This is a genomic window from Sandaracinobacteroides hominis (assembly GCF_016464365.1).
Lineage (GTDB): Bacteria > Pseudomonadota > Alphaproteobacteria > Sphingomonadales > Sphingomonadaceae > Sandaracinobacteroides > Sandaracinobacteroides hominis.
Genome location: NZ_JADCUC010000001.1, coordinates 543,097 through 568,713 on the forward strand (window position 1 = coordinate 543,097; position 25,617 = coordinate 568,713).

The 25,617-nt window shown below is 63.9% G+C and carries 31 protein-coding genes; 19 read left to right on the top strand and 12 right to left on the bottom strand.

Annotation, left to right across the window (positions count from 1 at the left end; translation table 11 throughout):
• The first annotated feature begins 833 nt into the window (after positions 1-833).
• The gene (locus IM784_RS02755; protein WP_199553737.1) at positions 834-2,339 is read left to right on the top strand and encodes an FAD-dependent monooxygenase; all 1,506 of its coding nucleotides are present in this window, start codon (positions 834-836) and stop codon (positions 2,337-2,339) included.
• A gap of 64 nt (positions 2,340-2,403) precedes the next feature.
• Here the strand turns inward: IM784_RS02755 and IM784_RS17525 are convergent, their stop codons facing one another.
• Positions 2,404-4,596 carry a flagellin N-terminal helical domain-containing protein gene (locus IM784_RS17525; protein ID WP_328799422.1) on the bottom strand — a complete coding sequence of 731 codons (2,193 nt, stop codon included), beginning with the start codon at positions 4,594-4,596 and terminating at the stop codon, positions 2,404-2,406.
• A 108-nt stretch (positions 4,597-4,704) separates the two neighbouring features.
• Between IM784_RS17525 and IM784_RS02770 the strand changes: the two genes are divergently transcribed.
• A complete protein-coding gene (locus IM784_RS02770) occupies positions 4,705-5,379 on the top strand; it encodes an RluA family pseudouridine synthase (RefSeq protein WP_199553738.1) in 675 nt (224 codons plus the stop codon).
• Position 5,380: 1 nt separating this feature from the next.
• Here the strand turns inward: IM784_RS02770 and flgM are convergent, their stop codons facing one another.
• The gene (gene flgM, locus IM784_RS02775; protein ID WP_207791638.1) at positions 5,381-5,620 is read right to left on the bottom strand and encodes a flagellar biosynthesis anti-sigma factor FlgM; all 240 of its coding nucleotides are present in this window, start codon (positions 5,618-5,620) and stop codon (positions 5,381-5,383) included.
• Between the two features lie 107 nt (positions 5,621-5,727).
• Positions 5,728-6,114 (bottom strand): flagella basal body P-ring formation protein FlgA, encoded by a 387-nt coding sequence (locus IM784_RS02780; RefSeq protein ID WP_199553740.1) that lies wholly within the window; start codon positions 6,112-6,114, stop codon positions 5,728-5,730.
• A 298-nt stretch (positions 6,115-6,412) separates the two neighbouring features.
• Here IM784_RS02780 and flgB point away from each other — a divergent pair, with 298 nt between their 5' ends.
• The 17 genes from flgB (at position 6,413) to IM784_RS02865 (ending at position 21,760) form a co-directional block, all read left to right on the top strand.
• Positions 6,413-6,793, top strand: coding sequence for a flagellar basal body rod protein FlgB (flgB, locus tag IM784_RS02785; protein WP_199553741.1), 381 nt, complete (start codon positions 6,413-6,415; stop codon positions 6,791-6,793).
• Complete coding sequence (gene flgC / locus IM784_RS02790) at positions 6,790-7,197, top strand: flagellar basal body rod protein FlgC (protein WP_199553742.1); 408 nt, start codon at positions 6,790-6,792, stop codon at positions 7,195-7,197. Before flgB ends, flgC begins: the two co-directional genes overlap by 4 nt.
• Entirely contained in the window at positions 7,194-7,613 is a 420-nt protein-coding gene (locus IM784_RS02795) for a flagellar hook assembly protein FlgD (protein ID WP_328799423.1), read from the top strand. The genes flgC and IM784_RS02795 overlap by 4 nt, the downstream gene beginning before the upstream one ends.
• 13 nt (positions 7,614-7,626) lie before the next feature.
• Positions 7,627-8,862, top strand: coding sequence for a flagellar hook protein FlgE (locus IM784_RS02800; protein WP_199553743.1), 1,236 nt, complete (start codon positions 7,627-7,629; stop codon positions 8,860-8,862).
• The gene (locus IM784_RS02805; protein WP_199553744.1) at positions 8,862-9,599 is read left to right on the top strand and encodes a flagellar basal body rod protein FlgF; all 738 of its coding nucleotides are present in this window, start codon (positions 8,862-8,864) and stop codon (positions 9,597-9,599) included. Before IM784_RS02800 ends, IM784_RS02805 begins: the two co-directional genes overlap by 1 nt.
• Positions 9,600-9,610: 11 nt before the next feature.
• The gene (flgG, locus tag IM784_RS02810) at positions 9,611-10,396 is read left to right on the top strand and encodes a flagellar basal-body rod protein FlgG (RefSeq protein ID WP_199553745.1); all 786 of its coding nucleotides are present in this window, start codon (positions 9,611-9,613) and stop codon (positions 10,394-10,396) included.
• Positions 10,397-10,466: 70 nt separating this feature from the next.
• Positions 10,467-11,072 (top strand): flagellar basal body L-ring protein FlgH, encoded by a 606-nt coding sequence (locus tag IM784_RS02815; protein ID WP_199553746.1) that lies wholly within the window; start codon positions 10,467-10,469, stop codon positions 11,070-11,072.
• Positions 11,073-11,152: 80 nt separating this feature from the next.
• A complete protein-coding gene (locus IM784_RS02820) occupies positions 11,153-12,196 on the top strand; it encodes a flagellar basal body P-ring protein FlgI (RefSeq protein ID WP_408015276.1) in 1,044 nt (347 codons plus the stop codon).
• Positions 12,193-12,426 (top strand): hypothetical protein, encoded by a 234-nt coding sequence (locus IM784_RS02825; RefSeq protein WP_199553748.1) that lies wholly within the window; start codon positions 12,193-12,195, stop codon positions 12,424-12,426. Before IM784_RS02820 ends, IM784_RS02825 begins: the two co-directional genes overlap by 4 nt.
• Positions 12,423-14,276, top strand: coding sequence for a flagellar hook-associated protein FlgK (locus tag IM784_RS02830; protein WP_199553749.1), 1,854 nt, complete (start codon positions 12,423-12,425; stop codon positions 14,274-14,276). The genes IM784_RS02825 and IM784_RS02830 overlap by 4 nt, the downstream gene beginning before the upstream one ends.
• An 11-nt stretch (positions 14,277-14,287) precedes the next feature.
• Positions 14,288-15,202: a flagellin N-terminal helical domain-containing protein gene (locus tag IM784_RS02835; RefSeq protein ID WP_199553750.1), complete on the top strand. Its 915-nt coding sequence runs from the start codon at positions 14,288-14,290 to the stop codon at positions 15,200-15,202.
• A gap of 135 nt (positions 15,203-15,337) precedes the next feature.
• Positions 15,338-16,201, top strand: a complete 864-nt coding sequence (motA, locus tag IM784_RS02840) for a flagellar motor stator protein MotA (RefSeq protein ID WP_199553751.1) — start codon at positions 15,338-15,340, stop codon at positions 16,199-16,201.
• A complete protein-coding gene (locus tag IM784_RS17530; RefSeq protein WP_328799425.1) occupies positions 16,201-17,031 on the top strand; it encodes a flagellar motor protein MotB in 831 nt (276 codons plus the stop codon). Before motA ends, IM784_RS17530 begins: the two co-directional genes overlap by 1 nt.
• A 58-nt stretch (positions 17,032-17,089) precedes the next feature.
• Positions 17,090-19,036 (top strand): excinuclease ABC subunit UvrC, encoded by a 1,947-nt coding sequence (gene uvrC / locus IM784_RS02850; protein ID WP_199553752.1) that lies wholly within the window; start codon positions 17,090-17,092, stop codon positions 19,034-19,036.
• A gap of 146 nt (positions 19,037-19,182) precedes the next feature.
• Positions 19,183-19,461, top strand: coding sequence for a hypothetical protein (locus IM784_RS02855; RefSeq protein ID WP_199553753.1), 279 nt, complete (start codon positions 19,183-19,185; stop codon positions 19,459-19,461).
• A gap of 524 nt (positions 19,462-19,985) precedes the next feature.
• Complete coding sequence (locus tag IM784_RS02860; RefSeq protein ID WP_199553754.1) at positions 19,986-20,672, top strand: glutathione S-transferase family protein; 687 nt, start codon at positions 19,986-19,988, stop codon at positions 20,670-20,672.
• Between the two features lie 29 nt (positions 20,673-20,701).
• Positions 20,702-21,760 (top strand): glycerophosphodiester phosphodiesterase, encoded by a 1,059-nt coding sequence (locus IM784_RS02865; RefSeq protein ID WP_199553755.1) that lies wholly within the window; start codon positions 20,702-20,704, stop codon positions 21,758-21,760.
• A gap of 21 nt (positions 21,761-21,781) precedes the next feature.
• On the opposite strand, the gene IM784_RS02870 is transcribed toward IM784_RS02865, so the two are convergent.
• Genes IM784_RS02870 through pspA form a run of 9 tightly spaced genes read right to left on the bottom strand, consistent with a single transcriptional unit; the run spans position 21,782 to position 25,507 of the window.
• Complete coding sequence (locus IM784_RS02870) at positions 21,782-22,150, bottom strand: PaaI family thioesterase (protein ID WP_328799426.1); 369 nt, start codon at positions 22,148-22,150, stop codon at positions 21,782-21,784.
• Positions 22,147-22,587: a PaaI family thioesterase gene (locus IM784_RS02875; RefSeq protein WP_328799427.1), complete on the bottom strand. Its 441-nt coding sequence runs from the start codon at positions 22,585-22,587 to the stop codon at positions 22,147-22,149. Before IM784_RS02875 ends, IM784_RS02870 begins: the two co-directional genes overlap by 4 nt.
• A gap of 11 nt (positions 22,588-22,598) precedes the next feature.
• Positions 22,599-23,060: a SufE family protein gene (locus IM784_RS02880; RefSeq protein WP_199553756.1), complete on the bottom strand. Its 462-nt coding sequence runs from the start codon at positions 23,058-23,060 to the stop codon at positions 22,599-22,601.
• A gap of 16 nt (positions 23,061-23,076) precedes the next feature.
• Positions 23,077-23,388, bottom strand: a complete 312-nt coding sequence (locus tag IM784_RS02885; protein ID WP_199553757.1) for a hypothetical protein — start codon at positions 23,386-23,388, stop codon at positions 23,077-23,079.
• Between the two features lie 25 nt (positions 23,389-23,413).
• Entirely contained in the window at positions 23,414-23,710 is a 297-nt protein-coding gene (locus IM784_RS02890) for a hypothetical protein (RefSeq protein WP_199553758.1), read from the bottom strand.
• 12 nt (positions 23,711-23,722) lie between these two features.
• Entirely contained in the window at positions 23,723-24,010 is a 288-nt protein-coding gene (locus IM784_RS02895) for a hypothetical protein (RefSeq protein WP_199553759.1), read from the bottom strand.
• 29 nt (positions 24,011-24,039) lie between these two features.
• Positions 24,040-24,426: an envelope stress response membrane protein PspC gene (gene pspC / locus IM784_RS02900; RefSeq protein ID WP_199553760.1), complete on the bottom strand. Its 387-nt coding sequence runs from the start codon at positions 24,424-24,426 to the stop codon at positions 24,040-24,042.
• Between the two features lie 53 nt (positions 24,427-24,479).
• The gene (pspB, locus tag IM784_RS02905; RefSeq protein WP_199553761.1) at positions 24,480-24,809 is read right to left on the bottom strand and encodes an envelope stress response membrane protein PspB; all 330 of its coding nucleotides are present in this window, start codon (positions 24,807-24,809) and stop codon (positions 24,480-24,482) included.
• A 29-nt stretch (positions 24,810-24,838) separates the two neighbouring features.
• On the bottom strand, positions 24,839-25,507 hold the full coding sequence (gene pspA / locus IM784_RS02910) for a phage shock protein PspA (RefSeq protein WP_199553762.1): 669 nt from the start codon (positions 25,505-25,507) through the stop codon (positions 24,839-24,841).
• Between the last annotated feature and the right edge of the window lie 110 nt (positions 25,508-25,617).

Consider the following 25,617-nt stretch of genomic DNA (forward strand, 5'->3'; position numbering starts at 1 on the left):
ATGGCTGCGGCTTGGGTAGCAAGCGGCGATGCAACCGCTCGAAAACGGGTGCTGCTGTGGGCGCTGGCGGCATCGTCATTGGGGTTGGCGGGGTGAACGGGTGAACTGGCAACGGACCTAATCGAGCGGGGCGATTGGCCGGAGGCAGAGCCGGACGTCTGTCGTCTGCGCGTGACGGATGCTTGCGACCCTGTTCTCGGCAATTTTTCGCTGTTTCGCGCTGGTCGGCACAGCAACCTGCGGCCCTTTTCACACATGTGGCCTGACAGGTGCGGCCTGCCTTGCGTGGGCGGCGCGATACGCCTGGCAATACTGGGGCGTGAAACTCTGAACGAAAGGCATTTTGACGCGGTTTTCAGCCCCGAGACGAGGGAGCAAGCGCAGACAAGCTTGACGGTGGCTGGCAAGCGCAGCGAGCGCTGGATCGGGGCTGAGAACCGCGCCTTCGGTGGATCAGGCAGGCGAAATCACTGCCGTTACGCCGCTCGTCGCTCGCCGCATCTTGCGGTAGAGCCGCCGGGCCGGGGGCAAAGCCCCGCCTTCGCGTCGCGCCAGCAGCGATTTTGCCTGCCTGATCCGTCAAGACGCATTCCTTTCAGGCGGTCACGTGCCAGCCAGTCGTTTGCGCCATTGGCGGCGCATCCCGAGCTGCGCTGCTGGGTATCCTGATGGCAATGGCCGGCATCCGCCGTCCAGCACTGGCTTGGTTCATCCGGCAAGCTGATTGCTGGCGGTGATTCTGTTACCTGTGCGTCTGCTGACGCCGAGGGCGGCGGGCGGCGACGGGTTGCAGAGGCCGGCACCTCCGCTCCATCTTCTTTGAAGGGTACAAGATGCCTGATCCGAGGATATTGATCGTGGGAGCCGGGCCGACCGGATTGGTCCTGGCGCTGATGCTGAGCGAGGCGGGGGTAGCATTCCGGCTGATCGACAAGGCGGACCGGCCTGGCACCGCTTCCCGGGCGTTGGTCGTTCACGCCCGCACGCTGGAATATTATTCCATGCTTGGCATTGCCGATCTGGCTCTCGCGGCGGGCGTGCAGGTGGAGCGGTTGCATTTGCAGGAGGGCGGCAGGGAAGCGGCGCAACTGAATTTCGCCGAGTTCGGGGCCGGGCTGAGCCCCTTCCCCACCCTGTTGAGCCTTGCCCAGGATGCCCATGAAGAGCTGCTTGTGGCGGAACTCGAGCGCCGCGGGCACAAGGTGGAGCGCGGGCTGAGCCTGGAGGAGATTGCGCAGGATCCCGACGGGGCGGATGTTTCGATCAGCGGTGCAGCCGGCATGGAGCGCGCCCGTTTCGATTGGGTGGTCGGAGCGGATGGGGCATCCAGCCGAACCCGGCATGCCCTCGGCATCGGATTTCCCGGCGGTACCTATGCGCAGCGCTTCTTTGTGGCCGATATCGACTTGCGGGCGGCTTCTGCCGGCGAGGCGTATGTCCGGCTGGGTGACAGGAATTTCCTGCTGATGTTGCCGGCGCGGCGGAACGGCAGCTGGCGGCTGGTGGGGATCGTTCCCGGCACGGTGGGAGATCGCGACGACCTTGGCTTTGCAGACGTTGCGCCGGATCTGTTCGAACTGCTGGGCGAAACGCCGGGTCGCGTGAACTGGTTTTCGACCTATCATGTCCATCATCGGGTAGCCGAGGCGTTCCGCCGGGGCCGGGTGTTTCTGGCTGGGGACGCCGGCCATGTGCACAGCCCTGCCAGCGGTCAGGGTATGAATACCGGTATCGGCGATGCAGTGAACCTCGGCTGGAAACTGGCGGAAGTCTCGAGGGGCCGGGCTGCTGCGTCGCTGCTGGACAGCTATGAGCCCGAGCGTATCGCCTTTGCGCGGAAGCTGGTGGCGACCACCGACACCGCCTTCACGCGGATCGTGGACCCGAATTTCGCTGGCAGGCTGTTCAGGACCTTGTTCGCGCCAGGCGTGGCCTCGATCCTGACGCGGATTCCAGCCGTGCAGACGGCGATTTTCCGCATCATTTCGCAGACGCGCATTTCCTATTCCGGTAGTGCGTTGAGCAGCGGCCGGGCCGGCAGCATCAGGGGGGGCGACAGGCTTCCCTATCTGCCTGAAGTGTACAGGCTTCTTCGCGGATTTGGATGGCAGCTTCATGTGCATGGCGAAGCCGGCGAGACGCTCCGAAAGGAGGCGGCCGCTGCGGGGCTCGTGCTGCACTGCCTGGAATGGAGCGATGCGGCGAAGGCGGCTGGCTATGAGCGCAACGCCATCTATCTGGTGCGGCCGGACGGGCACGTCGCCTGTGTGTCGGCGCAACAGGATCTGACGGAGGTCAGACGGCTTCAGGCGCGGTTCGGCCTGAAATTTACGGCATAGAAAAAGGCCGGGCATTGCCGCCCGGCCCTTCCCTTCTTGCAGCCAAGCCAGCTGCGTGTGCCACCTACCGCAGCAGCTGGAGCACGCCCTGCTGGCTCTGGTTGGCCTGCGCCAGCATTGCCTGCGCCGCCTGCGTGAGGATCTGGCCCCGCGCCAGATTGGTGGTTTCCACCGCGAAATCGGCGTCCTGAATCCGCGAGCGCGAGGCGATGGTGTTGGTATTGGCGCTCGTCAGATTGTTGATCGTCGCTTCCAGGCGGTTCTGGACGGCGCCCAGCTCGGCACGGTTGATGGAGATGGACTTCAGCGCTTCGTCGATGGAGCTGAGCGCCGCGGTTGCGCCGTCCTGTGTCGAGATGTCGACATCCTGCACCTTCAGGCCGCCGAGGTCCGCGCCATAGCGGTTTTCCTCGAAGCCGAGCGAGGTGAAGTTGGAAGCCGTGGCGAAACCCTGGCTGCCGGCCCGCACGTCGATCGCCTTGGAGCTGGAAAGCGTGACCTGGGCATAGGCGGTGTTGACGGTGGCAGCCGACACGTCGGTCGGGTCGGTGACACCGGTCACGGTATAGCTGGTGCCCGTGCCGGCAATGGTAGCCGAACCGAGGCCGAAGTTGGCTGCGGTGGCATCGTCGCTGTCCACCCACACCGAGATGTTGCGCCCGTCCGCCGCCGTGAGCGACAGGCCGCCGCGACCGTTGTCGACGGCCGTGACGCCCGTGGAGCCTGTGTAGTTGTTGATGGCGGACACCACGTTTTCGCGCGTTTGCTGGGCACTGTCTGCCGCAGCAAGCGAAACGCTGATCGCCTGACCGTTGATATAGATGTCGGTCGTGGCGTCGGCGCCGATCACCGTCGTCGTCGTTGCATCGAGGGTGAGCGAGCGCGCAGTCGCGGTGACGCCCGTCTGTCCGCTCGATTCATTGATGGCGGCAGCGATGGCGATGGCGCTGGCGGCCTTGTTGCTGGAGCCGGCAGTGGTGTCGGAGAAGGTGTCGTCAGCTGCCTTGGAGGCGCGGATGGCGACCCCGTTCAACACCAGATCGCCGGTGTTCAGGACCTTGGTGTCGGCGCCCGTTGCCGAAGAGGCGACGGCGCGGGCATCGGAGGAGACAGTGGAAACGCCGCGATCAAAGCTGCCGGCGGCAAGACCGGCACGCGAGAGGCGACCGGAGCCGACGGAGTCGACGACGATGGGACCGCCCGATTCCGAAACCAGGCTGAAGGTGCCGGACTGGGCGCCCGTCTTCAGGCCGGTTGCGGCAGCCGTCAGCGTATTGAGCGAGATCTCGATATTGCGACCGTCGGAAGCCTCAAGCCGGATGCCGAGGTTGGAGTCGCCGGTGTCGATGGCGCGCACACCCGTCTGTCCGGAGATGAGGTTGATGGCATCGACGACCGAGGTGCGCGAAGCGGCGGCATTGGCGGTGGTGGTGATCGAGCCGGTGGTGACGCCGTTGATGGTGACCGTGCCGGTAAGTGCGGCAGCCGTCATGGCCGATCCGGTCATCGTGGTGGATCCGACGACGGCGCGGACGCCGGTTTCGGAGGATGCGCGGTTGATGGCGGCTGCCTTGGCGATGGCCGAGGCCTCCTTGCCGACCGACGACAGCGTGTCGTCGATATCGCGCGAACTGGAGATGACGACGCCGTTGATGCGAAGATCGTTGCCCTGCAGCGCCTGGTTGGTGACGAGGTTGGCGGCCGATGTTTCGAAGGCGCCCGTCGAGGTGAGGCCGGGGACGCTGCCGGTGCCGAGATCGCCGGCGCGGGCCGAGCCGATCGACATCGTCACCGTCTGGCCGGCACGCGAACCGGTCTGCAGCGCGAGCTTTGTGGACGAGCCGTCCAGCAGCTTGATGCCATTGAAGTTGGTGCGGTTGGCGACATTGTCGATTTCGCCGACCAGCTGGGTGACTTCGGCCTGCAGCGCCTTGCGGTCGTCAACGGAGATCGTGCCGGTGGCGGCCTGCATCGACAGTTCGCGCATCCGCTGCAGCATGTTGGTGACTTCGCCCATGGCGGTTTCCGCCGTCTGTGCGAGCGAGATGCCGTCTCCGGCGTTGCGGATGGCGACCGAGAGTCCGCGCACATCGGCGGTCATGCGCTGGGCAATGGCGAGGCCGGCGGCGTCGTCCTTGGCGCTGTTGATCCGGAGCCCGGTGGACAGCCGCTCCATCGCGGTGTTCAGGCTCTGCTGGCCGATGCGGCTGCCATTCTGCGCCTTCATCGCCGAGAGATTGGTGTTGATGATGGTCATCGTCTCTGATCCTCTGTCTGAAGCGGGCTTCGGCCCGGGAAGCCCCGGTGTGAAGCCTCGATCCGCCTTCACGGCAGGGACGGGATGCGGTTAAACGTTTGGCAACTTATGGACGCTTCGACCCAACTCCCCCCGATACTTGCCGAAGGGCGCAACTGGCTGGTCATCGACAAGCCGGCCGGGCTGGCAGTCCATCCTGGGCCGGCCACGCCGCACAGCCTGGAGCAACTTCTGCCGGGGTACGCGCCGGGCCGGCCGGCGCCGCAGCCGGTACATCGGCTGGATCGGGATACCTCGGGTTGCCTGCTGCTGGCGCGTCGGCATTCGGCGCTGCGGGCGCTGTCGGCAGCTTTCGCGGGCGGAGAGGTGGGCAAGACCTATTGGGCGGTCGTGGAGAACGCGCCGGTTGAGGAGGGCGGGATCGTCGATGCGCCGCTGCTGAAGGTTTCGACCAAGCAGGATGGCTGGCGGATCGTGCCGGATGACAAGGGGAAGCCTGCGCGTACGCGTTGGCGGATCCTGCAGCGGATGGGAGAACGGGCTCTGATCGAGTTTCGCCCCGAAACGGGCCGGACGCACCAGATCCGCGTGCACGCGACGATGCTGGCGCCCGGCGCCGTGCTGGTGGGTGACGGCGTGTATGGACGTGCCGATGCCCTGGGCATGATGCTGCACGCGCGTGCGCTGGCGTTTCCGGAGCCGGGCTCTACGGAGCGCAACAGGGCAGTCGCGCCGGTGCCGGCGCGCTTTATCGAGCTGGGATTCGGGGAGGAAGGCGGCTGAGTTAGCCGCCCTTCTCCATGCGGATCATGGCGTCGGCGATCCTGGCCGGATCGAGCTTGTAGGAACCCGATGCGATCTGTTCGCGCACGGCGTTTACCTTGGCCGTGTCGACCGGGGCTGTGCTCGCGATATCGCGCGAGACGGCGACGGCGGGCGCCGCAGCGGTGCGGGCTCCGGTTCCCGGTTCGACTGCCTTAGGCTGCCGAGCCTCGCGCACTGCCGAAAGCTGCTTCAAATCCACCTGGGGTTTGGCGCCCCCTGATACTGCATCAACCATTGGTCAAATCCCGATTGCAATGCCCTGCACGGTGCAGGGACACGAGCTTTACGGCGCGTGCAGCAGGGAATTTAGGGCTGATCTGCGCTGCCGGGCAAGATCATCTGGCCATCCGGGCCTGCGACCGCGCTGAAGCTTCGGCCGCTGCGGCTGTTGCGGACGGTGATGTTGCCGTTGGAATCCGATCGGCCCTCGGCGATGACATCCGCGCCCACCCGGAACCCCTGCCCTGCAGCCTCCACACGAACCGTCTGACCCCGCCGGATTGTCAGCGCTGCTGCCTGCAGCGGCAGTATGATGCGCCAGCCCGTGGGCGGGCAGGAGGCCGCCAGCGCGCTGCTCCGCGGGCCGGACCAGGCGAAGGCATAGCCGCCGATGCAATCCGGCACGGTCAGGCGGGGATCGAAGACGACCTCCCGGCCGGCAAAGTTTTCGGCCTGCTGCCGTAACGCATCCATGCCGGCTTGCGCCGGAACGTTCGCTGCGAGCAGCATAGCAATACCGATCGGGAATTTCCGGTTGATGGCCTCTCTCCTGCCAGGTGCAGGAAATGCCGTGCAAGGCGGATGCCAGGCCGGCGCGCGTTGGTTGCAAAGCGCCCCGACCGGCACATCTGTGCCGCTTCTTCTTTCGCGCGCGGCACAGATGTGCCGGCCCCTCAGGCCGCTGACGTGGCGGAGCGGGTTGGCACGGCAATTGCTTCTCCCGACCTGAGGCAGTCGTTCGGATTGCCGCGAACGGAGACAGGCGCCGCCGATGGACAGGCTGGATCGATTTCTGGGGGTACACCGGGATGCGTTGCTGCTGCGCAACGATCGGCTTGCGGTGCTCGCCTCCAACATCGCCAATGCCGCAACGCCCGGATACAAGGCACGCGACCTGGATTTCGGCTCCGTCCTTTCGGAGCGCCAGCCGGATACGCTGGCCCGCACCAATCCGGCGCATCTGTCGGCCAATCGGGCTGCATCGACCGAACTTCTGTATCGCAAGCCGGTCCAGCCTTCTCTGGACGGAAACACCGTCGAGCTGGCGACCGAGCAGCTCCAGTTTGCCGAAACCGCCCTTCGCTATCGGTCGACGCTCAGCATCCTGAACGGCCGGCTGACGACCCTTAGCTCGGCCTTGAAGGGAGAATGACGATGTCGCTGAGCCTCTTCGACATTGCCGGTCGGGCGATGTCTGCCCAGCTGGTCCGGCTGAACAGCGCTGCTTCGAACCTGGCGAATGCCGGCTCGGTTTCCTCCAGCAGTGCAAGTGCATTCAAGGCTTTGAAGCCGATATTTCAAACAGCTTATGAAGGAGCGTCCGGAAAGGCGACGGTGAATGTCCTGGGTGTCGTTCAATCGAATGCCGCCCCGCAGCGCCGCCACGAGCCGGGCCACCCGCTCGCAGATGCGCAGGGGTATGTGCATGTCGCCGCCGTCGACTCCAACGCCGAGCTGGTCGAGGTGGTGGAAACGTCGCGCCAGTATCGCAACAACATCGAAGTGCTGGAGACGGCGAAGTCGCTGACGATGGAAACGCTGAGGATGGGCCGGTGAGCTTTGATTTCAGCGCATTGGGCTTGCGGACCTCCGAGAAGACGGACAGCGCCGCGACGGCCTCGAAGGGCCGTCAGACGCTGGGGCAGCAGGATTTCCTGACCTTGCTGGTCACGCAGCTGAAGAACCAGGACCCCCTGAATCCGATGGAAAACGAGGCCTTCGTCGCCCAGCTCGCACAGTTCTCGACTGTCTCGGGGATCACCGAAATGAACGGTTCGCTGGCCCGTATCTCGGCCCTTGCCGGAAACGACAGCCGTTCGCTGGCGCCGCAATGGCTTGGGCGGACGGTGACCGGGCCGGATGGGATCAGCGGAAAGGTCGCCTCTGTCGCCGTCTCGGAAGACGCCAGCCTGCATCTAACCCTGGAGGACGGCAGCAAGCTTGCCGTCTCCGCTGTCACCTCGCTCGCTTGACGGGAACCCTGCAATGACCTTCTACACCTCGCTCACCGGGCTGAATGCGGCGCAGACGGAACTTTCCGCGCTCAGCAACAATATCGCCAACGTCGGCACTTCGGGCTTCAAGAAAAGCCGGGTGGAATTCGGCGACATCGTCACTCGTTCGGCGACGCAGGCGGCAAACCGGGTGAACGGCGCCGGCGTGGCAGTCGCGGCGGTGAAGCAGCAGTTCACGCAAGGGGGGTATCAGACCAGCACCAACGCCCTCGATCTTTCCATCGGCGGGCAGGGATTCTTTCTGGTGAAGGGCGGCGGCGATGCGGCGGACAGCCTGGCGCTGTCGCGCAATGGCGCCTTCAGTGTGGATGCGGACAGGTGGGTGATCGACAATGAAGGTCGCCGCCTGCAAGTGCTGCCGACCACGACGGATGGTTCGGTAACCGCGATCGGAACCAGCGCCCTGCAGGCGCTGCGCCTGCCGACCAGCTCCGGAGAGCCCCGCGCCACCACTGCCGTCCGCTTTACGGCTAACCTGCCGGCAGGCGCCGCCGCACCGACTTCCAGCTTCGCGCGGGACAATCCGGCCAGCTACAACGGCGCGACCTCGATGGCCGTCTATGACGCAGACGGAAACGCCTCGAGGGTCACCATCTACTACCGGCGCATTGAAAGCCCCGTCGGGGACGTCAACAAATACTGGGAAGTCAGGAGCTTCGTGGGAGATGCGGAAATCACGCCTGTTCCCGGCCCCGGGCCGCAACAGCTGAGTTTCGATCCGGACGGCGTGCTGCTGACGCCCACCGCCCCCGTCACCACATCGGCCGCCTTCACGCTCAGCTATGCCGACAGTACGATGCAGAACCTGCCCTTTGCCGTGCCCTACACCGAGCAGGACGGCTATCAGCCCGGCAGGCTGGAAGGTGTTGGCGTAGATATCTCCGGCGTTGTCCGGGCGAGCTTCTCGAACGGGGAAACCGTCGCCATCGGCAAGCTGGCGCTGGGCAATGTGCCAAATCCCCAGGGGCTTCGGCAGAACGGCAATGTCAGCTGGACGGTTTCGCCCTCTTCGGGCGACCTGATGGTGGGTGAAGGCGCCAGGGACGGATATGGAACGATCAATTCCGGCTCTGTCGAGCGATCGAACGTGGATCTCACGGAGGAACTGGTCGGGCTGATTTCGGCCCAGCGGAACTTTCAGGCGAACGCGAAGGCGATCGACACCTCTTCGTCGCTGCTGCAGACGATCATCCAGCTGCGCAGCTGATGGATCGGCTGGTCTATACCGCCCTGACGGGCCTGCAGCGGGCGGAGGAAGCGCAGGCGGTGACGGCGCACAATCTCGCCAATTCTGCGACGCCCGGCTTCCGGCAGGAGCTTGCGGCACTTTCCGCAGCCTGGCTGACCCCCGGCGGCGCGGCGCTGACAGCAAGGGCGCAATCGGGCGGAGAATCCCCTCACGACCTGATGCGGCCGGGGCGGGTCGAACAAACTGGCGGAGCACTGGATATTGCGATGGACGGCAATGCCTGGCTGGCCGTGGCCGACGACGCTGGCGGCGAGGCGCTGACCCGAAGGGGCGATCTGCGGCTGGATGCGGATGGACGGTTGCTTACCGGCGACGGCAAGCAGGTGATGGGAGCGGATGGCCCGATCCAGATTGCGACCGGCTTTGGCTCGCTGCGGATTGCGCGCGACGGCCGGCTGGAAACGCGCGCTGCGGCCGATGCGCCGTTTGTGGAAGTTGGCCGGTTGAAGCTGGTTTCACCCGATGTGCGCACGTTGGAGCGCGGGGCTGATGGTCTTTTCCGGTCGGACGCTATGGACGCCGACCCCACGGCGACGGTCACTGCAGGTGCGATCGAGCGTTCGAACGTCGAGCCTGTCGCGGCGCTTGTCGAGCTGGTGCAGCAATCCCGCAATTTCGAACTGCAGACCAAGCTGCTGACCGCCGCTCGTGAAATGGACGAGAGCTCGGCCGCGCTGATGCGCCTTGACCCGTAAGGACATACCGGATGCCTTCTGCCCTTCACATCGCTCGTTCTGGTCTGGAAGCGCTGGATGCCCGGCTGCGGACCATTTCCAACAATCTCGCCAACGCCAACACGACAGGGTTCAAGCGGGACCGCGCGACGTTCGAGACGCTGCTCTACCAGACTTCGCGGCCGGCCGGTGCCCCGCAGGGAGCCGACAGCCGCTTTGGAATGGGGCTTTCGACCGGCGCCGGGGTGCGTCTGGCCGGCACCGAGCGGGTGCACAGCCAGGGCGGGTTTACCGTCACCGACAATGCGCTGGACCTGGCGATCGACGGCGAGGGACTGTTTGAAGTGACGCTGCCCGATGGGCGACAGGCCTATACGCGAGCGGGCGCCTTCACGCGCGACAGCGAAGGGCGGATCGTGACGCCGCAGGGGTATCCGCTGAGCCCCGGCCTGCAGATACCGGAGAATGCGACCGGCATTACAGTGGGTTCGGGTGGTATCGTTTCGGCTGTCCTGCCGGGTGAGACCGCCCCGACCGAGGTGGGACAGCTGACGCTGGCGGCATTCATCAATCCTGCCGGGCTGGAGCCGGTCGGGGAGAATCTCTATCTCGAGTCCGGCTCTTCGGGGGCACCGCAGCAGGGGAACCCCGGCGAAAACGGCATCGGACGCATCCGGCAGGGCAGCCTAGAGAGTTCCAACGTCTCGGCAGTGCAGGAGCTGGTCGAGATGATCGAGACCCAGCGCGCCTATGAAATCAATTCCAAGGTGATTTCGGCCGCCGACGAGATGATGCGTTATGTCAACCAGAGCCTCTAATATGTTTTGGAAGCGTATATTTCCTGTTTCCTATGGGTTGATGCTGTCTGCTTGCCTCGCATCGAATCCGTTGAAGGATCAGGTTCCGCCGGTGCCGGCCACCTATGCGCCGCCTCCAGTTGCGGCGCCCGTGACCGGGAGCATCTATGCCGCCAGCCTTTCGGGGCGCCGTTCGCTGCTGCCGGCCGAGGATCGCAAGGCGCGCTATGTGGGCGATATCCTCACGATCTTGCTGGTGGAGCGGCTGCAGGCGGAAAAGTCGACGTCGCAAGATGCCAGCCGGGATGCGCAGCGGTCACTGGATCTGCCGGATGCGCAGCCGTTCAGTTCCATACCGGAGGGGCTGTTCAGCGGCGGGACCAGCAGCAGCTTCAAGGGCACCGGTTCGACGCGGCAGGCCAATCGCCTGTCGGGAGAGATCACGGTCACGGTCGTGCAGGTGCTGCCGAACGGGGCGCTGATGGTGGCAGGGGATCGGCGGATCACGCTGACGCGCGGGGAAGAACAGGCGCAGATCACCGGCATCGTGCGGCCGGAGGATATCAGCCCGGAGAATCGCGTTCTGTCCACGCGCGTGGCCGACGCCCGCCTTCGCTATAGCGGAACCGGGGAGATCGCAGCGCAGTCGCGGCAGGGCTGGCTCAGCCGCTTCTTCGACAGGATCACCCCCTTCTGATGCGGTTCCTCCTCTTCCTCGCGGCAGTCGCCCTCTATTTCGGAGCGCCCGAGCTGCTGTATCCGGCGCAAGCGCAGGCGATGCAGCCGTCGCGGATCAAGGATCTGGCCCGGTTTCAGGGGGTTCGGGCGAACAGCCTTGTCGGATACGGGCTGGTTGTTGGCCTGCCGGGCACGGGCGACGATAATCTTGCCTATACGGTGCAATCGATGCGCTCTGCTGCTTCGGCGATGGGCGTGCAGCTTCCGCCGGGCGTCAATCCGGCGCTCAAGAACGCCGCAGCCGTGATGGTGACGGCGGAACTGCCGCCCTTCGCGAAGCCCGGGCAGCGGATCGATGTGACGATTTCCGCGCTTGGCCGGGCGAAATCCTTGCGTGGGGGAACGCTGCTGCTTGCGCCGTTGAAGGGCGCCGACGCGGAAACCTATGCCCTGGCACAGGGCAATCTGACGGTCGGCGGCTTTGGAGCCGAGGGGGCAGATGGATCGCGCGTTGTGGTGAACACCCCGACTTCTGGCCGGATACCGGGCGGCGCCACAGTAGAGCGCGAAGTCCCCTCCCCGTTCGCCGCGTCCGGGCCGATGCTGCTGGATCTTGTCGCCCCCAGCTTTTCGACGGCGCAGGCCGTGGCCGATGGGGTGAACCAGCAGTTCGGACCGATTGCGCGGGCGGTCGATGCCGTTTCCATCGAAATCACCTCGCCCGAGGGCGTTCGCGAGCGGGTGGCGCTGGCGGCCCGGATCGAGAGCCTGTCGATCGTACCCTCTGCCCCCGCCGCACGGGTGGTCGTGAATGCGCGAACGGGCACGGTCGTGATCAGCGGAGACGTGCGCGTGCTGCCGGCAGCAGTGGCCCATGGAAATCTCACATTAACGGTAAGCGAGAACTGGCAAGTATCTCAGCCAGCGCCATTCAGCCGCCGCGGGGATACGGCCGTGACGCCCCAATCCGACGTGCGAGCCGGGGAATCTCCCGCCCGGATGGCGATGTTCGCGCCCGGTGCGCGTCTGTCCGATATCGTCGATTCGGTGAACCGCCTTGGCGCCGCTCCCGGCGACCTGGTGGCCATATTGGAAGCCTTGAAGGAAGCGGGCGCCCTGCGGGCGGAGCTGGTGGTGATATGACGAACGCAATTGAACTGACCGGGGCCGTCGCGGGGAATGACGGCGAAACGCTGCGCAAGGCCGCTGCAGGCTTCGAAGCGTTGATGCTGGAGAAGATCCTCGCGGCGGCCAGACCGGAGAGCGGTGGACCGATGGCCGATGCGAGATCGATTGCCGATCAGGCGCTTGCGGCAGATTTGTCGAAATCCAATCCGTTCGGGCTTCAGCAGCTGCTGGGCGGCAAATCATGAGCGACCTGCTGGCGATCGCCCAATCCGGCGTGCGCGCCTATTCCCGCGCATTGGAAACCGTGGCCGACAATGTCGCCAATGCCTCGACCCCGGGGCATGTCCGGCGCACATCGACTCTGGCGCCTGCCGTGCTTGGCGGGCTTCCGGGGCCGCTGGAGCTCGATCCCAGGCCGGGAAACGGCGTGAAGCTGGTGGGGGTGGAGCGCGCCATTGACCTGCTGCGGGTGGATACGTTGCGCCGGGCGGATGCGGATGTTTCGGCGCTCGATGCAACGAAACGCTGGCTGACCGCCGTCGAGGCCACGCTGTCCGGGCCGAATGCGTTGGATGCCCCGCTCAGCGATTTGTTCTCCAGCCTGTCGGACCTCGCCAGCGATCCTGCGAATCTCGCCGTGCGCTCGGCATTCCTGGCCAATGCCGATGCCGTTGCGGACCGTTTCAACGACAGCGCCGCAGAGCTGGAAAAGCTGGATTCGAACCTGCAACTGGAAGCGCAGGTGGAGGCGGAGACGCTGACCGACCTTGCCCAGGGCCTTGCCGAGATCAACGGCCAGCTGCGTCGGGCGCCGGCGGGCAGTGGCGCTTCCGTTACCCTGCAGGATGAGCGCGACCGGGTGCTGGCAAAGATCGCCACGATCGTCGGCGTGGACGTGACGATCGACGTGCAGGGGCAGGCGCATGTGCGCATACCGGATGCCGGCGGTCCGCTGCTGGTTTCCGGGACGAGTTCTGCTTCGGCGCGGATCTTGCCCTCCGCCGGTGGCTTCGAATTGCGCATCGGTCCGAAGGGAGCGGACGAACCCGCTACCCTGGTTTCAGGCATACTGGCCGGGCTGTCCGTCTCGCGAACCTATCTCGGGCAGGCCCGCGATCATCTGGATGCGCTTGCGGTGCGGGTGTCAGAGGATTTCAACGCTGTCCACCAGCAAGGCGTCGACCTGTCTGGCGCGGACGGCGGAGACCTGTTTGCGCTGGGAGTGCCGCGCGTCACTGCCGCTACGGCTAACGGCAGCGCTGCCCGGGTGAGCGCATCGGTGGCTGACGGCGCATCGGCGATGGCGATGACGCTGAGCTTTGACGGCACGCAATGGACGCTGGCGCGCGACGATCTGCTGGGCAGCGTTTCAGGCGCCCTCCCCTTGTCGCTGGACGGGACAAGCATCAGCGCCATTGGCGACGCGCGTGCCGGAGACCTGTTCCGCATCGGCGCGGAACGGCCGGCTTCGGCCCTGCACCTTCGGCCTTTGTCTGCGGTTCAGGTTGCGGCTTCTGCCCGCTATACCGCTGAGCCGGCCCAGTCAAATGTCGGGGAAGGCAAGGTCGAGCTGCGGATCGGCAGCGCCTTGGCCGTCCCTGCAACGCCGCCCTTCAACGTTGCGTCGCTTGCCGATGGGTCGCTGCAGCTGAGCGACAGCCTGGGCACGGTTCTGGCAAATGGGCCGGCCGGCGGCTGGATGATCGGGGACGGCTTCGAGGTGCGGGTGACCGGCGCTCTCGTGGACGGTGACAGCTTCTCGATCGACAGGACCGCCCCCGGGTCGGCCGGGAACGGCAACGCGACGGCCTTGCTGGCGCTGAAGGATACCGCGGGGCCGGCAGGAACGCTGGCGGACCAGCATGACCTGATGATCAGCAGCATTGCCGTGCAACTCGCCGCCACGCGCAACAGGGCGACTGTCGCAACCGAGGCGCGCAATCGCGCGGCGGAGGCTCTGACGGACATGTCCGGCGTCGATCTCAATAGCGAAGCAGCCGAAATGCTGCGGCTTCAGCAAGCCTTCCAGGCCAACGCCCGCATCATCCAGATGGCGCGGGAGACCTTCGACGCCATCCTTGCTGCCGCCAACTGAGGAATTCCCCTATGCCGAGCCCGGTCATGGTTAACAGCCGATCCCCTATTCCGGTACAGGCCGGGAGGATGGGGGCGCTGGAAGACCGGCTGTCCCAGTTGAGCAGCCAGATGGCGACGGGCGAGCGCTTCTCCACGCCTTCGGAAGAACCGGCAGCTGCGAACCGGGCTGCCCTGCTGGTGCGGCTGGAGAAGCAGCTGAACTCCGATCAAAGGAGCCTCGATCGTGCGGATTCCCGGCTTTCGCTTGCCGAAACCGCCGTGAATACCGCCGGGGATGCACTGGTTCGGGCGAGAGAGCTGGCGCTGAGCGCGGCAAACGGAACGATCTCGGCAGAAGAACGGCAGATCATCCTGCGGGAAGTTCAGGCGTTGCAGGAGCAGCTGCTTTCGGCGGCGAATGCCCGCGACGAAGCAGGGCGCCATGTCTTTGCCGGCGCCACCAGTTCCGAACCGGCCTATGTGCTGGACGCGGACGGGAATGCGGTATGGCAAGGGAGAGGCACGGCAGCCGGCGCCGAGGGAAGCGGCGTTGCGAGCGCCGCGCCGCTGCGCGGACCGGCGCTGTTCGGCTCGGACACGGACGGCGCATTTGCCAGCCTGAAGAAGCTGGCGGATGCCCTGGTGGAACCGGATGCCGAGCTTCGCAAACAGGGCATGGATGCATCGCTGGGCGGGATGGAGAAGGCCTATGACCAGTTGACGGAAGGACAAGCCCGGCTGGGCTCGGCGCGTGCGCGGCTGGAGGTGGAGGGCAATCGCCTTGCCGCGGCAAAGCTGCAGACGAAGCAAGCGCTGGCAGCTACCAACGGGCTGGATATGACGGCAGCAGTGATGGAGCTGGAAGCGCTCAAGTTGAGCCTCGCAGCGGCGCAGGGCGCCTTTTCCCGCGTGTTCGACGGGACGCTTTTCGACCGCCTCGGCTGACAAGGCCGCTTAATTCCGTTTGCGGCTTAACTGCGCTGCCCGCGGCCCGTAACTGCTAGAGTCTGCCACTGAGTGGACGCGTAACCGGCGTTGACCAACGTCAGCCAGCCCCAACAAGCCCAAGGAGCCAGGGACATGATGGCGATTGCCGGGATCGTCGTGTTGCTGGCGATGGTGTTTGGCGGCTTCGCCCTGACCGGCGGCAATCTTGGCCCGGTGATGCACGCGCTGCCGCACGAAATGCTGATTATCGGCGGCGCGGCAGTGGGGGCGCTGATCGTTTCCAACGACATGACCTCGTTGAAGCAGCTGGGTGGCGGTTTCGGGCGGATCATAAAGGGCCCTCGATTTGGCAAGCAGGAGTATCTTGCCGCCATCTTCCTGACCGTGAAGCTGATGCGCCTGCTGAAGGCTGAAGGTGCGGTCGCCATCGAACAGCATGTCGAGGACCCGAGGGCATCGTCTATCTGGGCGGAGTATCCCGCGCTGCAGAACGATCACTTCTTCGCACATCTGGTCTGCGACACGCTAAGGCTGCTGGTGGTCAGCACCGGCACGGTGAGTTCCGTCGCGATCGAGGATGTGCTGGAGACCGCGATCGAAACCCATCACCACGATGCCATGCGTCCTGCCGAGCAGTTGCAGACGCTGGGGGATGCGCTGCCGGCGCTGGGGATCGTCGCCGCGGTTCTGGGCGTGGTGAAGACGATGGGCTCGATCGATCAGCCGCCGTCAGTGCTGGGCGCGATGATCGGCTCGGCGCTTGTGGGCACCTTTCTGGGCGTGCTGCTGGCCTATGGCATCGTCAGCCCGATGGCCGCCCGCCTGAAGGCCATCATCGACGCGGATTCCGAGATCTATCAGGTCGCCCGGCGGGTGATCCTGGCCTCCATGCGCAATCAACCGCAGCCCATCGTGCTGGAAACCGCGCGAACGGCGATCAGCCCGGCGAACCAGCCCGGCTTCACCGAGGTGTTTGAAGGCGTGAGAGGTCGCTAGTGACGGTGCTCGGGCCGCTTCCGGAGCCGGAAGTCCTTGTAAAGAAGGTGAAGTCAAAAGGTCATGGGGGCCACCATGGCGGCGCATGGAAGGTCGCCTATGCCGATTTCGTGACGGCGATGATGGCCTTTTTTCTGCTGATGTGGCTGCTGGGGGCCACCAATGAGGACCAGCGCAAGGGCATTGCCGACTATTTTGCACCGACGGTGATGCAGTCGGATCGTTCGGGCGGCTCCAACGGCATACTGAACGGTCGGTCGCTGGAGGATCCGGACGGGATTGCGCCGCATACCCGCCGGGCCGGAATAAATCCGGTGGCGCCGTTCCAGACCGCCAATGGGGCACGATCGCCGGCGAAGTCCGATGACGGCCAGCTGCGCAAGGTGGAAAGCGAGATCCGCAAGCGGATGCAGCGCGATCCGGGCCTGAAGGAAATGCAGAAGCAGATCCGGTTCAAGCATGTTCCGGAGGGGCTGCGGATCGAGCTGATCGACAACAGCGACTATTCGATGTTCAAGCCGGGGACTTCCGATCTGGACCCGCGGGCCCGGCAACTGTTGAGGGTGGTGACGGAGGCCATTGACGGGCTGCCGCAGAAGCTGGCCATTCGTGGCCATACGGACTCCCTTCCCTTTCCGTCGGGTGCCTCGAACAACTGGATACTGTCCGCCGCCCGTGCAGAGGCGACACGCGCCCAGTTGTCGGCCGCGGGAATTCCGAATGCGCGATTCTCGCGGCTGGAGGGGGTGGCCGACACCGAACCGCAAATTGCACGCGATCCCTATGACCCACGCAACCGCCGGATGAGCATCACGCTTCTGAACGGGTAGGGCCTTTCACCTGCTGCGCACTTGCCGCGGGCGGGGGTGGAGGGCCATATCGGCGAAGATGTCCCCTCCCGATACCAAACTCCCGGGCTCCCCTGACCGTTTCGCGGAAGATGCGGCTGCCTATGCGGTGAAGGCGAGCCGGCCCGATCTAGAGGCGGGCGTCGCTGCCATTCGCAACACGCTGGCGACTCTGGGCAGTCAGCCGGGCGTTTACCGGATGCTGGATGAGCATGACCAGGTTCTGTATGTTGGCAAGGCGCGGTCTCTGAAGGCGCGGGTGTTCAACTATACGCAGGTTGCGCGGATGCCCCGGCGCTTGCAGCGCATGGTCTCGCAGACGCGCGGCATGACAATCGTCGTGACCAGATCGGAAGCGGAGGCGCTGTTGCTGGAGGCGCAACTGATCAAGCGCTTCAGGCCCGCCTATAATGTGCTGCTGCGGGACGACAAGAGCTTCCCGTTCATTTCTCTCAACGAAGCGCATGCCTTTCCCAGGCTGTCAAAGCATCGCGGCGCGCGGCAGCCGCAAACGCAGTATTTCGGCCCGTTCGCCTCGGCTGGAGCGGTCAACAACACACTTAACGCACTGCAGAAAGTATTCCTTCTAAGGTCATGTTCTGACAGTTATATGTCCAACAGAACGCGCCCTTGTCTCCTGTACCAGATACGGCGTTGCTCGGCCCCCTGTACGGGCCGGATTCAGGAAGACGCCTATGCGGAACTCGTGGAGGATGCGCGCTCTTTCCTCACCGGAAAGAGCCAGCAGGTGCAGAAGAAGCTGGGCGAGCGGATGTCGGAGGCCGCCCAGCAGCGGGATTTCGAGATTGCCGCGGTGTTTCGGGATCGATTGAAGGCGCTGACGGCCATCCAGGGCAGCCAGGCGATTAATGCGGAGACGGATGCCGTTGATGCGGATGTTATCGCCATGGCTTCGCGCGAGGGGGTCGCCTGCGTGCAGATTTTCTTCATACGGAGTGGTCAAAATTGGGGGCATCGTGCTGTTTTTCCAACACATGTGTCTGGAGTTTCGGATGAGGAAATTCTGACGGCATTTCTTGGCCAATTCTATGCGGATCTGGTCCCGGCGCGCCTGATCCTGCTGGATCGCCCGATCGAGGAAGCGGAGCTGGTGGCTGAGGCACTTGGGACCCGTGCCGAACGCAAGGTAGAGATCCGCATTCCGCAGCGGGGGCACCTGAAGCGGCTTGTCGAACAGGCGAGTCGCAATGCGGTCGAGGCGATCGACCGTCGCCTTGCGGAATCGACCACCCAGCTTCGAAATCTTGCAGCGCTGGCGGAGCTGTTTGGGCTTCCGGCTGCCCCCGAACGCATAGAAATCTATGACAACAGCCATGTGCAAGGAAGCAATGCCCTGGGCGCCATGGTCGTTGCTGGGCCAGAGGGATTCCTTAAGTCTCAGTATCGCAAGTATAATATGAAGGGTGCAGCGCTGACGCCCGGCGATGACTTTGCAATGATGCGGGCGATGCTGACGCGACGCTTTGCGCGCCTTCAGGCCGAGACGGAGGCGTCATCGGGGGATGCGCGCGAGGATTGGCCCGATCTGCTGCTGATCGACGGCGGCAAGGGGCAACTGTCGGCCTCGATGGCTGCACTCGCGGAACTGGGTATCGATGATGTGCCGCTGGTTGCGATTTCCAAAGGGCCTGATCGGAACGCCGGACGGGAGACTTTTCACTTGCCCGACGGGCGGGAGGTGAGTTTGCCGCCGAACGATCCACTGCTGTTCTTCCTGCAGCGGCTGCGGGATGAGGCGCATCGTTTTGCCATCGGAGCGCATCGGGGCAAGCGCGGAAAGGCGATGACTGTTTCAACCCTGGATGAAGTGCCCGGTATTGGGCCCGGACGAAAGAAGGCGCTGCTGATGCATTTCGGCACGGCGCGTGCGGTAAAGTCGGCGGCGTTGGAGGATCTGCTGAAGGCGCCTGGCATAAACCGCGCCACCGCTGAGGCAGTCTACGCACATTATCATCCAAGCGGCTGACTCAGCAGGTTTAGTATCGGCACCGCGAGTGAATGTTCTGATTGATAAAATTGTCATAAGTTACGGTATGGAAATTGATTTTTCATTCGTTAACGTGTATTTACCATTGGTTCGCGTAGGCAGATTGCGAACCAATGGGGAGACGGATGATGAGCAACAGGTTCGTCGTTGATCTTGGAGATCTGAAGCTTGATTCGGCTGCGAAGCGCAGCATTGCCAATGCGATCCAGGCTGCGGCCCTTGGGGAGCTCGCCAAGCTGGATACGGCTTCGACCGGCCCCTATGCCGTGTTCGATCCGGTGCGGATACGCGACCCGCGCTGGTATGGAATCTGGATCAAGCAATTGATCCATACGGGCGGCATACCCAGCTGGGAAAAAGAGATGGAAGGGTTCGAGAAGTTCGCGCAGGCCAAGTTCGGCTAGAACTTCGATCCGTTGGTGCATGGGAACGAGAAGCTCGGGCGGGCATGTCCCAGCGCGCGCGCTGAACCCGGGAACCTGCTCTATGGCCGTATAAACGGAGATCGCGTTGAACGATTGGGTACGCCGATCGAACTGGATCAGTCGTTTGTCGATGCGGTTTCCGCGAATGGGCCTCCCGAGCAGCGTTTCCGGTTCGCCGGGAGCTGCGTGGAGGGGGATTGTGCCCAGTGGACCGGCAGCGAATGCGGCGTGATAAAGCGCGTGCTGCGCGATATTGCCCCGGAAGCCGGTAGCACCCCCCTGCCCCGCTGCAGCCTGCGCCCGATCTGCAGGTGGCATGGGCAGGAGGGTGCCCATGCCTGCGCAGCATGTTCCTTCGTCGTTACCGATCGGCGCGAACCCATCGGCGCAACCGCGGTTTGAACCTCGGCTGCAGCTTTGCGCAGAGGCATCCTCGCAGAAATATGTGTTCCGGAGGGTCGTGAATGCGATAGGCTCCTTTCGATCATCGAAAGAGATGTCCCATGATCCAGCTTTACACGTCTGCCACACCCAATGGTTACAAGGTTTCGGTCACGCTGGAGGAGTTGGGGCTCCCCTATCAGGTCCACACGATCGACCTGATGAAAGGTGAGCAGAAATCCCCGGAATTTCTGGGCCTGAACCCGAATGGGCGGATTCCCGTGATCGTCGACGATGGGTTTCCTGTCTTCGAATCTGGCGCCATCTTGTTGTATCTGGCTGAAAAATACGGACAACTTATGCCCACAGACGCAAAGGGCAAGAGCCTTGTGACGCAGTGGCTGATGTTTCAGATGGGCGGGATTGGGCCGATGATGGGGCAAGCGAATGTGTTCTATCGCTATTTTCCGGAACGCATTCAGCCGGCTATCGATCGATATCACGGCGAGGTGAAGCGGCTGTTCGGCGTTTTGGACAAACAATTGGGCCGAAATCAGTGGCTTGCAGGCGATTACTCAATTGCAGATATAGCCAATTGGTGCTGGACGCGGACGGCTCGCTGGTCTGGTGTGGACCCGGAGCCTTACGAGAATATGGCGCGCTGGCATCGGGCGATTTCCGAAAGACCTGCCGTTCAGCGCGGCATCGCCGTGCCACAGACAGCTGAAACCACTTCAAAGGATGAGGCCGCGGTGCGCAAGTTTTCGGAAAGCGCGCGCTCCATGGTCGAGATGGGTCGCAAAAGCTGAATTGAAACACGCGGCTGTCAAAACAGGCTATGCACATGTTTCGCCTGCTGCGCGCTCTGGTTTTCCTCCCCCTTGTCTGGTCTGCTAGCGCCATGTCCGCTTCCCCCATCATCATTGCGCACAGGGGGGCATCAGCGGAGCGGCCCGAACACACGCTGATGGCCTACCGCCTCGCGATCGCTGAGGGGGCGGATTTCATCGAGCCCGATCTGGTGAGCACCAGGGACGGACAGCTTGTAGCACGGCATGAGAATGAGATTGGCTCGACGACCGATGTCGCAAGCCGGCCTGAGTTTGCAGCTCGAAAGACCAGAAAGACGATTGAAGGAACTGAAGTAACCGGCTGGTTTACGGAGGATTTCACGCTCTCGGAGCTCAAGACATTGAAGGCCCGCGAACGGCTCCCGCAGCTTCGCCCGGGAAACGCCAGGTTCGATGGAATGGAAGGGATTCCCACGTTCGAGGAAGTCCTGAGATTGGCACGGGATGCAGGCAAGGCGCGTGGCCGCCCGATAGGTGTGTATCCCGAGACCAAGCATCCCAGCTACTTCCGCTCCATCGGATTGCCGCTGGAGGAGGCGCTGCTGAAGTCCCTCGCCGCGCATGACCTGAACCAGCGGGAAAGCCCGGTCTTCATACAGAGCTTCGAGGTGGGAAATCTGCGGCGGCTGCGGGCGAAAACCTCCGTTCGGCTCGTGCAGCTGATGGCGTCGGACGGAGGCCCGGCCGACCAGCCGGGAAGCACCTACGCGGAGATGGCCAGGCCCGCCGGTCTGAAGGCAATCGCATCCTATGCGGATGCCATTGGCGTGGAGAAGGCCATGCTGTTTCCCAGGCAGGCTGACGGACTGCCGGGGGCACCGACGTCGCTGGTTGCGGATGCGCACAAGGCCGGGCTCTCCGTCCATGTGTGGACATTTCGGCCCGAAAACTACTTCCTGCCGCCGGATATGCGCAAGGGAACCGATCCAGCCGCGCGCGGCGATGCCGTCAAGGAAATCAAGGCGTTCATGGCCATTGGCATCGACGGTATTTTCAGCGATTCCGTTGTCGATGCGGTTGCCGCGAAGGCTGAAGTCGACCCCTGAGCAGGGTCCCACAGATATGGCTCAGGCGCGAACAATCAGGATATTCATCCGGGCGGCTGCGATCACCCGCGCCCTGTCGGCCTGCCAGGCTTCTACCCGCACATTCGCGACCCTGCGGCCCATCCGCATGATGAAGGCCTCGGCGTAGGTGTCCTCGATGGCGCCCTCGCGCAGATAGTCGACCGTTACATTGACCGGCTTCAGCTGCGCGCTGCTGTCGTCCAATGCGTCGCGCACCGTGGCGTTGGCCACAATCTCCATCAGCCCTGCCAGTGCTCCGCCGTGCAAGCGACCGGGCGAACCGATCAGGTGGTAGGAAAACGGCATGCGGAAGCCGCTGCCGTGGCGGCTGAGGCCCAGCATCGTTGCATAGGGGGGCAGCGCGTTCACGATTGGGCTTCCGCAGCGGTGAACATGAACGTGCCCGCGACGTGGGCGATCGGGTGCTCCGGGTCGCCATCGTGGGCAATGCCGCGCACGAAGGCTACCCGCTTGGTCAGCTTGTAACATTCCGCCCGGCCGATCACCGTTTCACCGGGCCGCGCGGGACGCAGATAGTCGCAGCGCAGATCCAGTGTGGCGTGCGGTTCCATGCGACCCCGCGCCACAACCACCGAGAAACCTGCCGCGGAATCCATCAGCGAGAAGATGGCGCCCGAGGCGATGACGCCGGTGTCCGGGTAGGCGACCAGTTGCGGTGCGTAGGGCATCTGCAGTTCGGCCCAGTTCGACCCGCTTGCCACATAGCCGATGCCCAGTGCCTGCAGATGCGGCACGGTTTCCATGAACTTGTTGACGAACCGGCGCATGCGCTCCTCGTCGGTCAACTGCGGCTTTGTCACGCGGCTAGCCGGGAGGCTGCTTCGCGTACCCGTGCGATCATGTTGGGAAGGCCCTGGGTGCGGTTGGAGGATAGATGCTGGCGCAGGCCGAGGCGATCGATCGCGCCTTGGAAATCGGTCGTGAGAACCTGCCCAGGCGTTTTTCCCTCTGCCATCGCGACAACCAGCGCAACGATGCCCTTGGTTATGGCGGCGTCGCTGTCAGCCTGGAAGCGCAAGGTTTCACTGTCGTGGATCGGGTAGACCCAGACGTTCGCCGAACAGCCGGGAACCTTGGTCGCGGCCGTTTTCAGTGCGGCTTCCATCGGCTCCAGGCTGCGGCCGAGCGCAATCAGATAGGCGTAGCGCTCGTCCCAATCGAGGGCGGCGTCCCATTCGGCTTCGATGTCTGAAAAGGCTGGCAACATGGGCCGGGCATAAAGCATGTCCCCGCCGAAAGGAAGTTCCGGCGGGGACATGGCTGCTTGCATGCGGTCAGACGTGCGGGCGTTGTTCGTCCGGGCGGGCGGCCTTTGGAATAGCGCGCAGCCGTTCGATTTCGTCGGAGAGCTGGCGCGACGGATCGACGGCAATCTTTTCCAGCGTGGCGACCCGGTCGTTCAACCTGGCGATTTCCTTGCGCAGAATCGGCACCTCGTCGTTGGCGATGCCGCCCATCCGCGCATAGGGATTGTCAGGGGAATTCTTCTCCCATCGGCGCGTTTCCTTGTTCCAGCGCCCGCCGCTCATCACCCGTCCGATCACCACGATGGCGACGATGAGGACTACGGCTTCCCAGAAATCCATCTTCCTGCTCCCCTGTTGCGGCCTGTCAGTGCCGCAGGTCTTCGATTTCGCGGCTGAGGCGGTTACCGCCGTCGGTGGCGATACGCTCCAGCGTGTGCACGCGATCCTTCAGCGCGCCAAGCTCGGCCTGCAGCTGGGCGTTTTCCGTCGTCAGCAGCTTCAGCCGTTCCATCTGCTCGTTGGTTTGGGTGGGCTTCAATGTCTGCCCCCAGCTGCCTTCCAGTGGATAGCCATGCTTCACCCGCAGCCAGGTGGTGAACACCCATCCGATCATGCCGGCGATACCGACGACCGCGAAGGCGGGAGAGGTGAGGAATTCCATTGCCGTCTATCCTTATTGGTCGAGATGCGGCCGCGCGCTGCTCTTGGTCAGGCGCTCCGTCGCGAGGTTGTCGATTTCGTCGGCGAGCGACAGGCGCTTGTCGGTGGCGATGCGCTCCAGCACGGCGATGCGGGCTTCCAGCTTCTCGATCCGGGCCTGGGCGGCGACCGAAACGTCGGTCGCTGCATTCGCCATGAGATCCATCTTCCGGTCCTGCACATGGCGCCAGTTCTTCATGATGATCGCAACGATCGGGATCATCAGCGCAATGACGGGCACGATGAAGGGCGAGTTGAACATTTCGATATTCCCTGTTTTGTTTCTATCGCTTAGCGAAGTTCATCGATTTCGCGTGCGAGCTTGTGCTGCGGGCTGGTATACTGCAGCTCGATATCGCGCAGGCGGCGATCGATGTCACGGAAGCTGGAACGCACCTCGCGGATGGAGCGACCGGGCGCGGCGCGGGTCTTTTGCCAGAAGCGGCGATCCTCCGGATCGGCATCTTCCTGCGCATAGACACTGCCAGGCTTGCTGTCGGCCACCCAGGCGATGATGAAATAGGCGATCAGCGGGAAGCCACTTCCGAATACGGCTGCAAGAGCAAAGCCAACACGGATCCAGAGTACATCGAAGCCGGTGTAGTCGGCGATCCCGGCGCAGACGCCCAGGAACTTGCCTTCGCGCTTGTCGAGATAGAAACCGGTACGGCGTGCCATTTCGAATATCCTTCCGAATTCAGCTGTTTGTTGTCGTTAGTTGTAATCTTAACTCAGCGAGATGGGTCGAGGCGACGGGCTTGCGGGTGCAGCTCCACATTGCCGTATTCGGGTGCATTCTCGATGAAACGTGGCTCGGGGTAGCGCTCGGCCGGCCGGCCTGGCTCGCTGCGGTCTGCGGCAATGATCCGCTCGATCGTATGCATGCGGCTGTCCAGCGAACGGGCGATATCGTGCAGCTCGTCCAGCAGGTTTTCGTCCTGAATGGTCAGCGTCTTCGCCTGTTTCCACTTGGTCGTGTAGTGCAGGATCAGCCAGGGAAGGCCGATGAACAGCATTCCGACAATCGTCGCGGCGACAAAATAACCAGCTACATCTTCCATGGCTTATACCCCTTTGTTTAGATGTAAGGTTAGTGGCGCTGTTGCATCTTGGCCTTGAGCTCGGCCAGCTCGGCGGCGACGGCATCGGACGAACGAAGCTCGGAAAGCTCTTCTTCCAGCGTCTTCGGAACGGGGGCGAGATCGTAAACCTCTGCCCTGCCCTCCGCCATGTCGACGCGGCGCTCGATCAGCTCGAAGCGCGAGAAGGCTTCCTCGACACGGGCGCCGCGAGTCATGGCGCGGACACGGGCGCGGTTCTGCGCCGACTCCAGGCGGGTGAGGAGAGCGTTCTGCCGCGAGCGGGCTTCGCGCAGCTTGGCTTCCAGCTTGCCGATATCGTCCTCATGGGCGCGGAGCTGCTCTTCCAGCACATCGACTTCCGAGCGGAGCATCAGAGCGGTCTGGCCGACCTTCTGCTTTTCGGTGAGGGCAGCAGCGGCGAGATCTTCGCGGTCCTTGGAAAGCGCCAGCTCAGCCTTTTCCGACCAGTTGGACTGCGCCTGCTCCAGCTTCAGGATGGTGCGGCGCATCTCCTTCTGGTCGGCGATGGTGCGGGCGGCCGAAGCACGGACTTCGACCAGCGTCTCTTCCATTTCCATGATCACGAGGCGGATGGTCTTCGCCGGGTCTTCGGCGCGGTCCAGAAGATCGTTGACGTTGGCCTGGATGATGTCCCGGGCGCGAGAGAAGATACCCATTTTCAACTCCTCAGAATATTCGTTCGGTATAGCGTATTCCGGTTCGGAAATGATCCTGAAAACCGGCTCGGGCGGGGACGCGAGAGAGGGGATAAGCGCCCCGCCCGAAC

Coding starts and splice junctions, on each gene's coding strand:
- IM784_RS02755 (WP_199553737.1), top strand. CDS start 834: ATGCCTGATCCGAGGATATTGATCGTGGGAGCCGGGCCGACCGGATTG.
- IM784_RS17525 (WP_328799422.1), bottom strand. CDS start 4,596: ATGACCATCATCAACACCAATCTCTCGGCGATGAAGGCGCAGAATGGC.
- IM784_RS02770 (WP_199553738.1), top strand. CDS start 4,705: ATGGACGCTTCGACCCAACTCCCCCCGATACTTGCCGAAGGGCGCAAC.
- IM784_RS02780 (WP_199553740.1), bottom strand. CDS start 6,114: ATGGATGCGTTACGGCAGCAGGCCGAAAACTTTGCCGGCCGGGAGGTC.
- flgB (WP_199553741.1), top strand. CDS start 6,413: ATGGACAGGCTGGATCGATTTCTGGGGGTACACCGGGATGCGTTGCTG.
- flgC (WP_199553742.1), top strand. CDS start 6,790: ATGACGATGTCGCTGAGCCTCTTCGACATTGCCGGTCGGGCGATGTCT.
- IM784_RS02800 (WP_199553743.1), top strand. CDS start 7,627: ATGACCTTCTACACCTCGCTCACCGGGCTGAATGCGGCGCAGACGGAA.
- IM784_RS02805 (WP_199553744.1), top strand. CDS start 8,862: ATGGATCGGCTGGTCTATACCGCCCTGACGGGCCTGCAGCGGGCGGAG.
- flgG (WP_199553745.1), top strand. CDS start 9,611: ATGCCTTCTGCCCTTCACATCGCTCGTTCTGGTCTGGAAGCGCTGGAT.
- IM784_RS02820 (WP_408015276.1), top strand. CDS start 11,153: ATGCAGCCGTCGCGGATCAAGGATCTGGCCCGGTTTCAGGGGGTTCGG.
- IM784_RS02825 (WP_199553748.1), top strand. CDS start 12,193: ATGACGAACGCAATTGAACTGACCGGGGCCGTCGCGGGGAATGACGGC.
- IM784_RS02830 (WP_199553749.1), top strand. CDS start 12,423: ATGAGCGACCTGCTGGCGATCGCCCAATCCGGCGTGCGCGCCTATTCC.
- IM784_RS02835 (WP_199553750.1), top strand. CDS start 14,288: ATGCCGAGCCCGGTCATGGTTAACAGCCGATCCCCTATTCCGGTACAG.
- motA (WP_199553751.1), top strand. CDS start 15,338: ATGATGGCGATTGCCGGGATCGTCGTGTTGCTGGCGATGGTGTTTGGC.
- uvrC (WP_199553752.1), top strand. CDS start 17,090: ATGTCCCCTCCCGATACCAAACTCCCGGGCTCCCCTGACCGTTTCGCG.
- IM784_RS02855 (WP_199553753.1), top strand. CDS start 19,183: ATGATGAGCAACAGGTTCGTCGTTGATCTTGGAGATCTGAAGCTTGAT.
- IM784_RS02860 (WP_199553754.1), top strand. CDS start 19,986: ATGATCCAGCTTTACACGTCTGCCACACCCAATGGTTACAAGGTTTCG.
- IM784_RS02865 (WP_199553755.1), top strand. CDS start 20,702: ATGCACATGTTTCGCCTGCTGCGCGCTCTGGTTTTCCTCCCCCTTGTC.
- IM784_RS02880 (WP_199553756.1), bottom strand. CDS start 23,060: ATGTCCCCGCCGGAACTTCCTTTCGGCGGGGACATGCTTTATGCCCGG.
- IM784_RS02885 (WP_199553757.1), bottom strand. CDS start 23,388: ATGGATTTCTGGGAAGCCGTAGTCCTCATCGTCGCCATCGTGGTGATC.
- IM784_RS02890 (WP_199553758.1), bottom strand. CDS start 23,710: ATGGAATTCCTCACCTCTCCCGCCTTCGCGGTCGTCGGTATCGCCGGC.
- IM784_RS02895 (WP_199553759.1), bottom strand. CDS start 24,010: ATGTTCAACTCGCCCTTCATCGTGCCCGTCATTGCGCTGATGATCCCG.
- pspC (WP_199553760.1), bottom strand. CDS start 24,426: ATGGCACGCCGTACCGGTTTCTATCTCGACAAGCGCGAAGGCAAGTTC.
- pspB (WP_199553761.1), bottom strand. CDS start 24,809: ATGGAAGATGTAGCTGGTTATTTTGTCGCCGCGACGATTGTCGGAATG.
- pspA (WP_199553762.1), bottom strand. CDS start 25,507: ATGGGTATCTTCTCTCGCGCCCGGGACATCATCCAGGCCAACGTCAAC.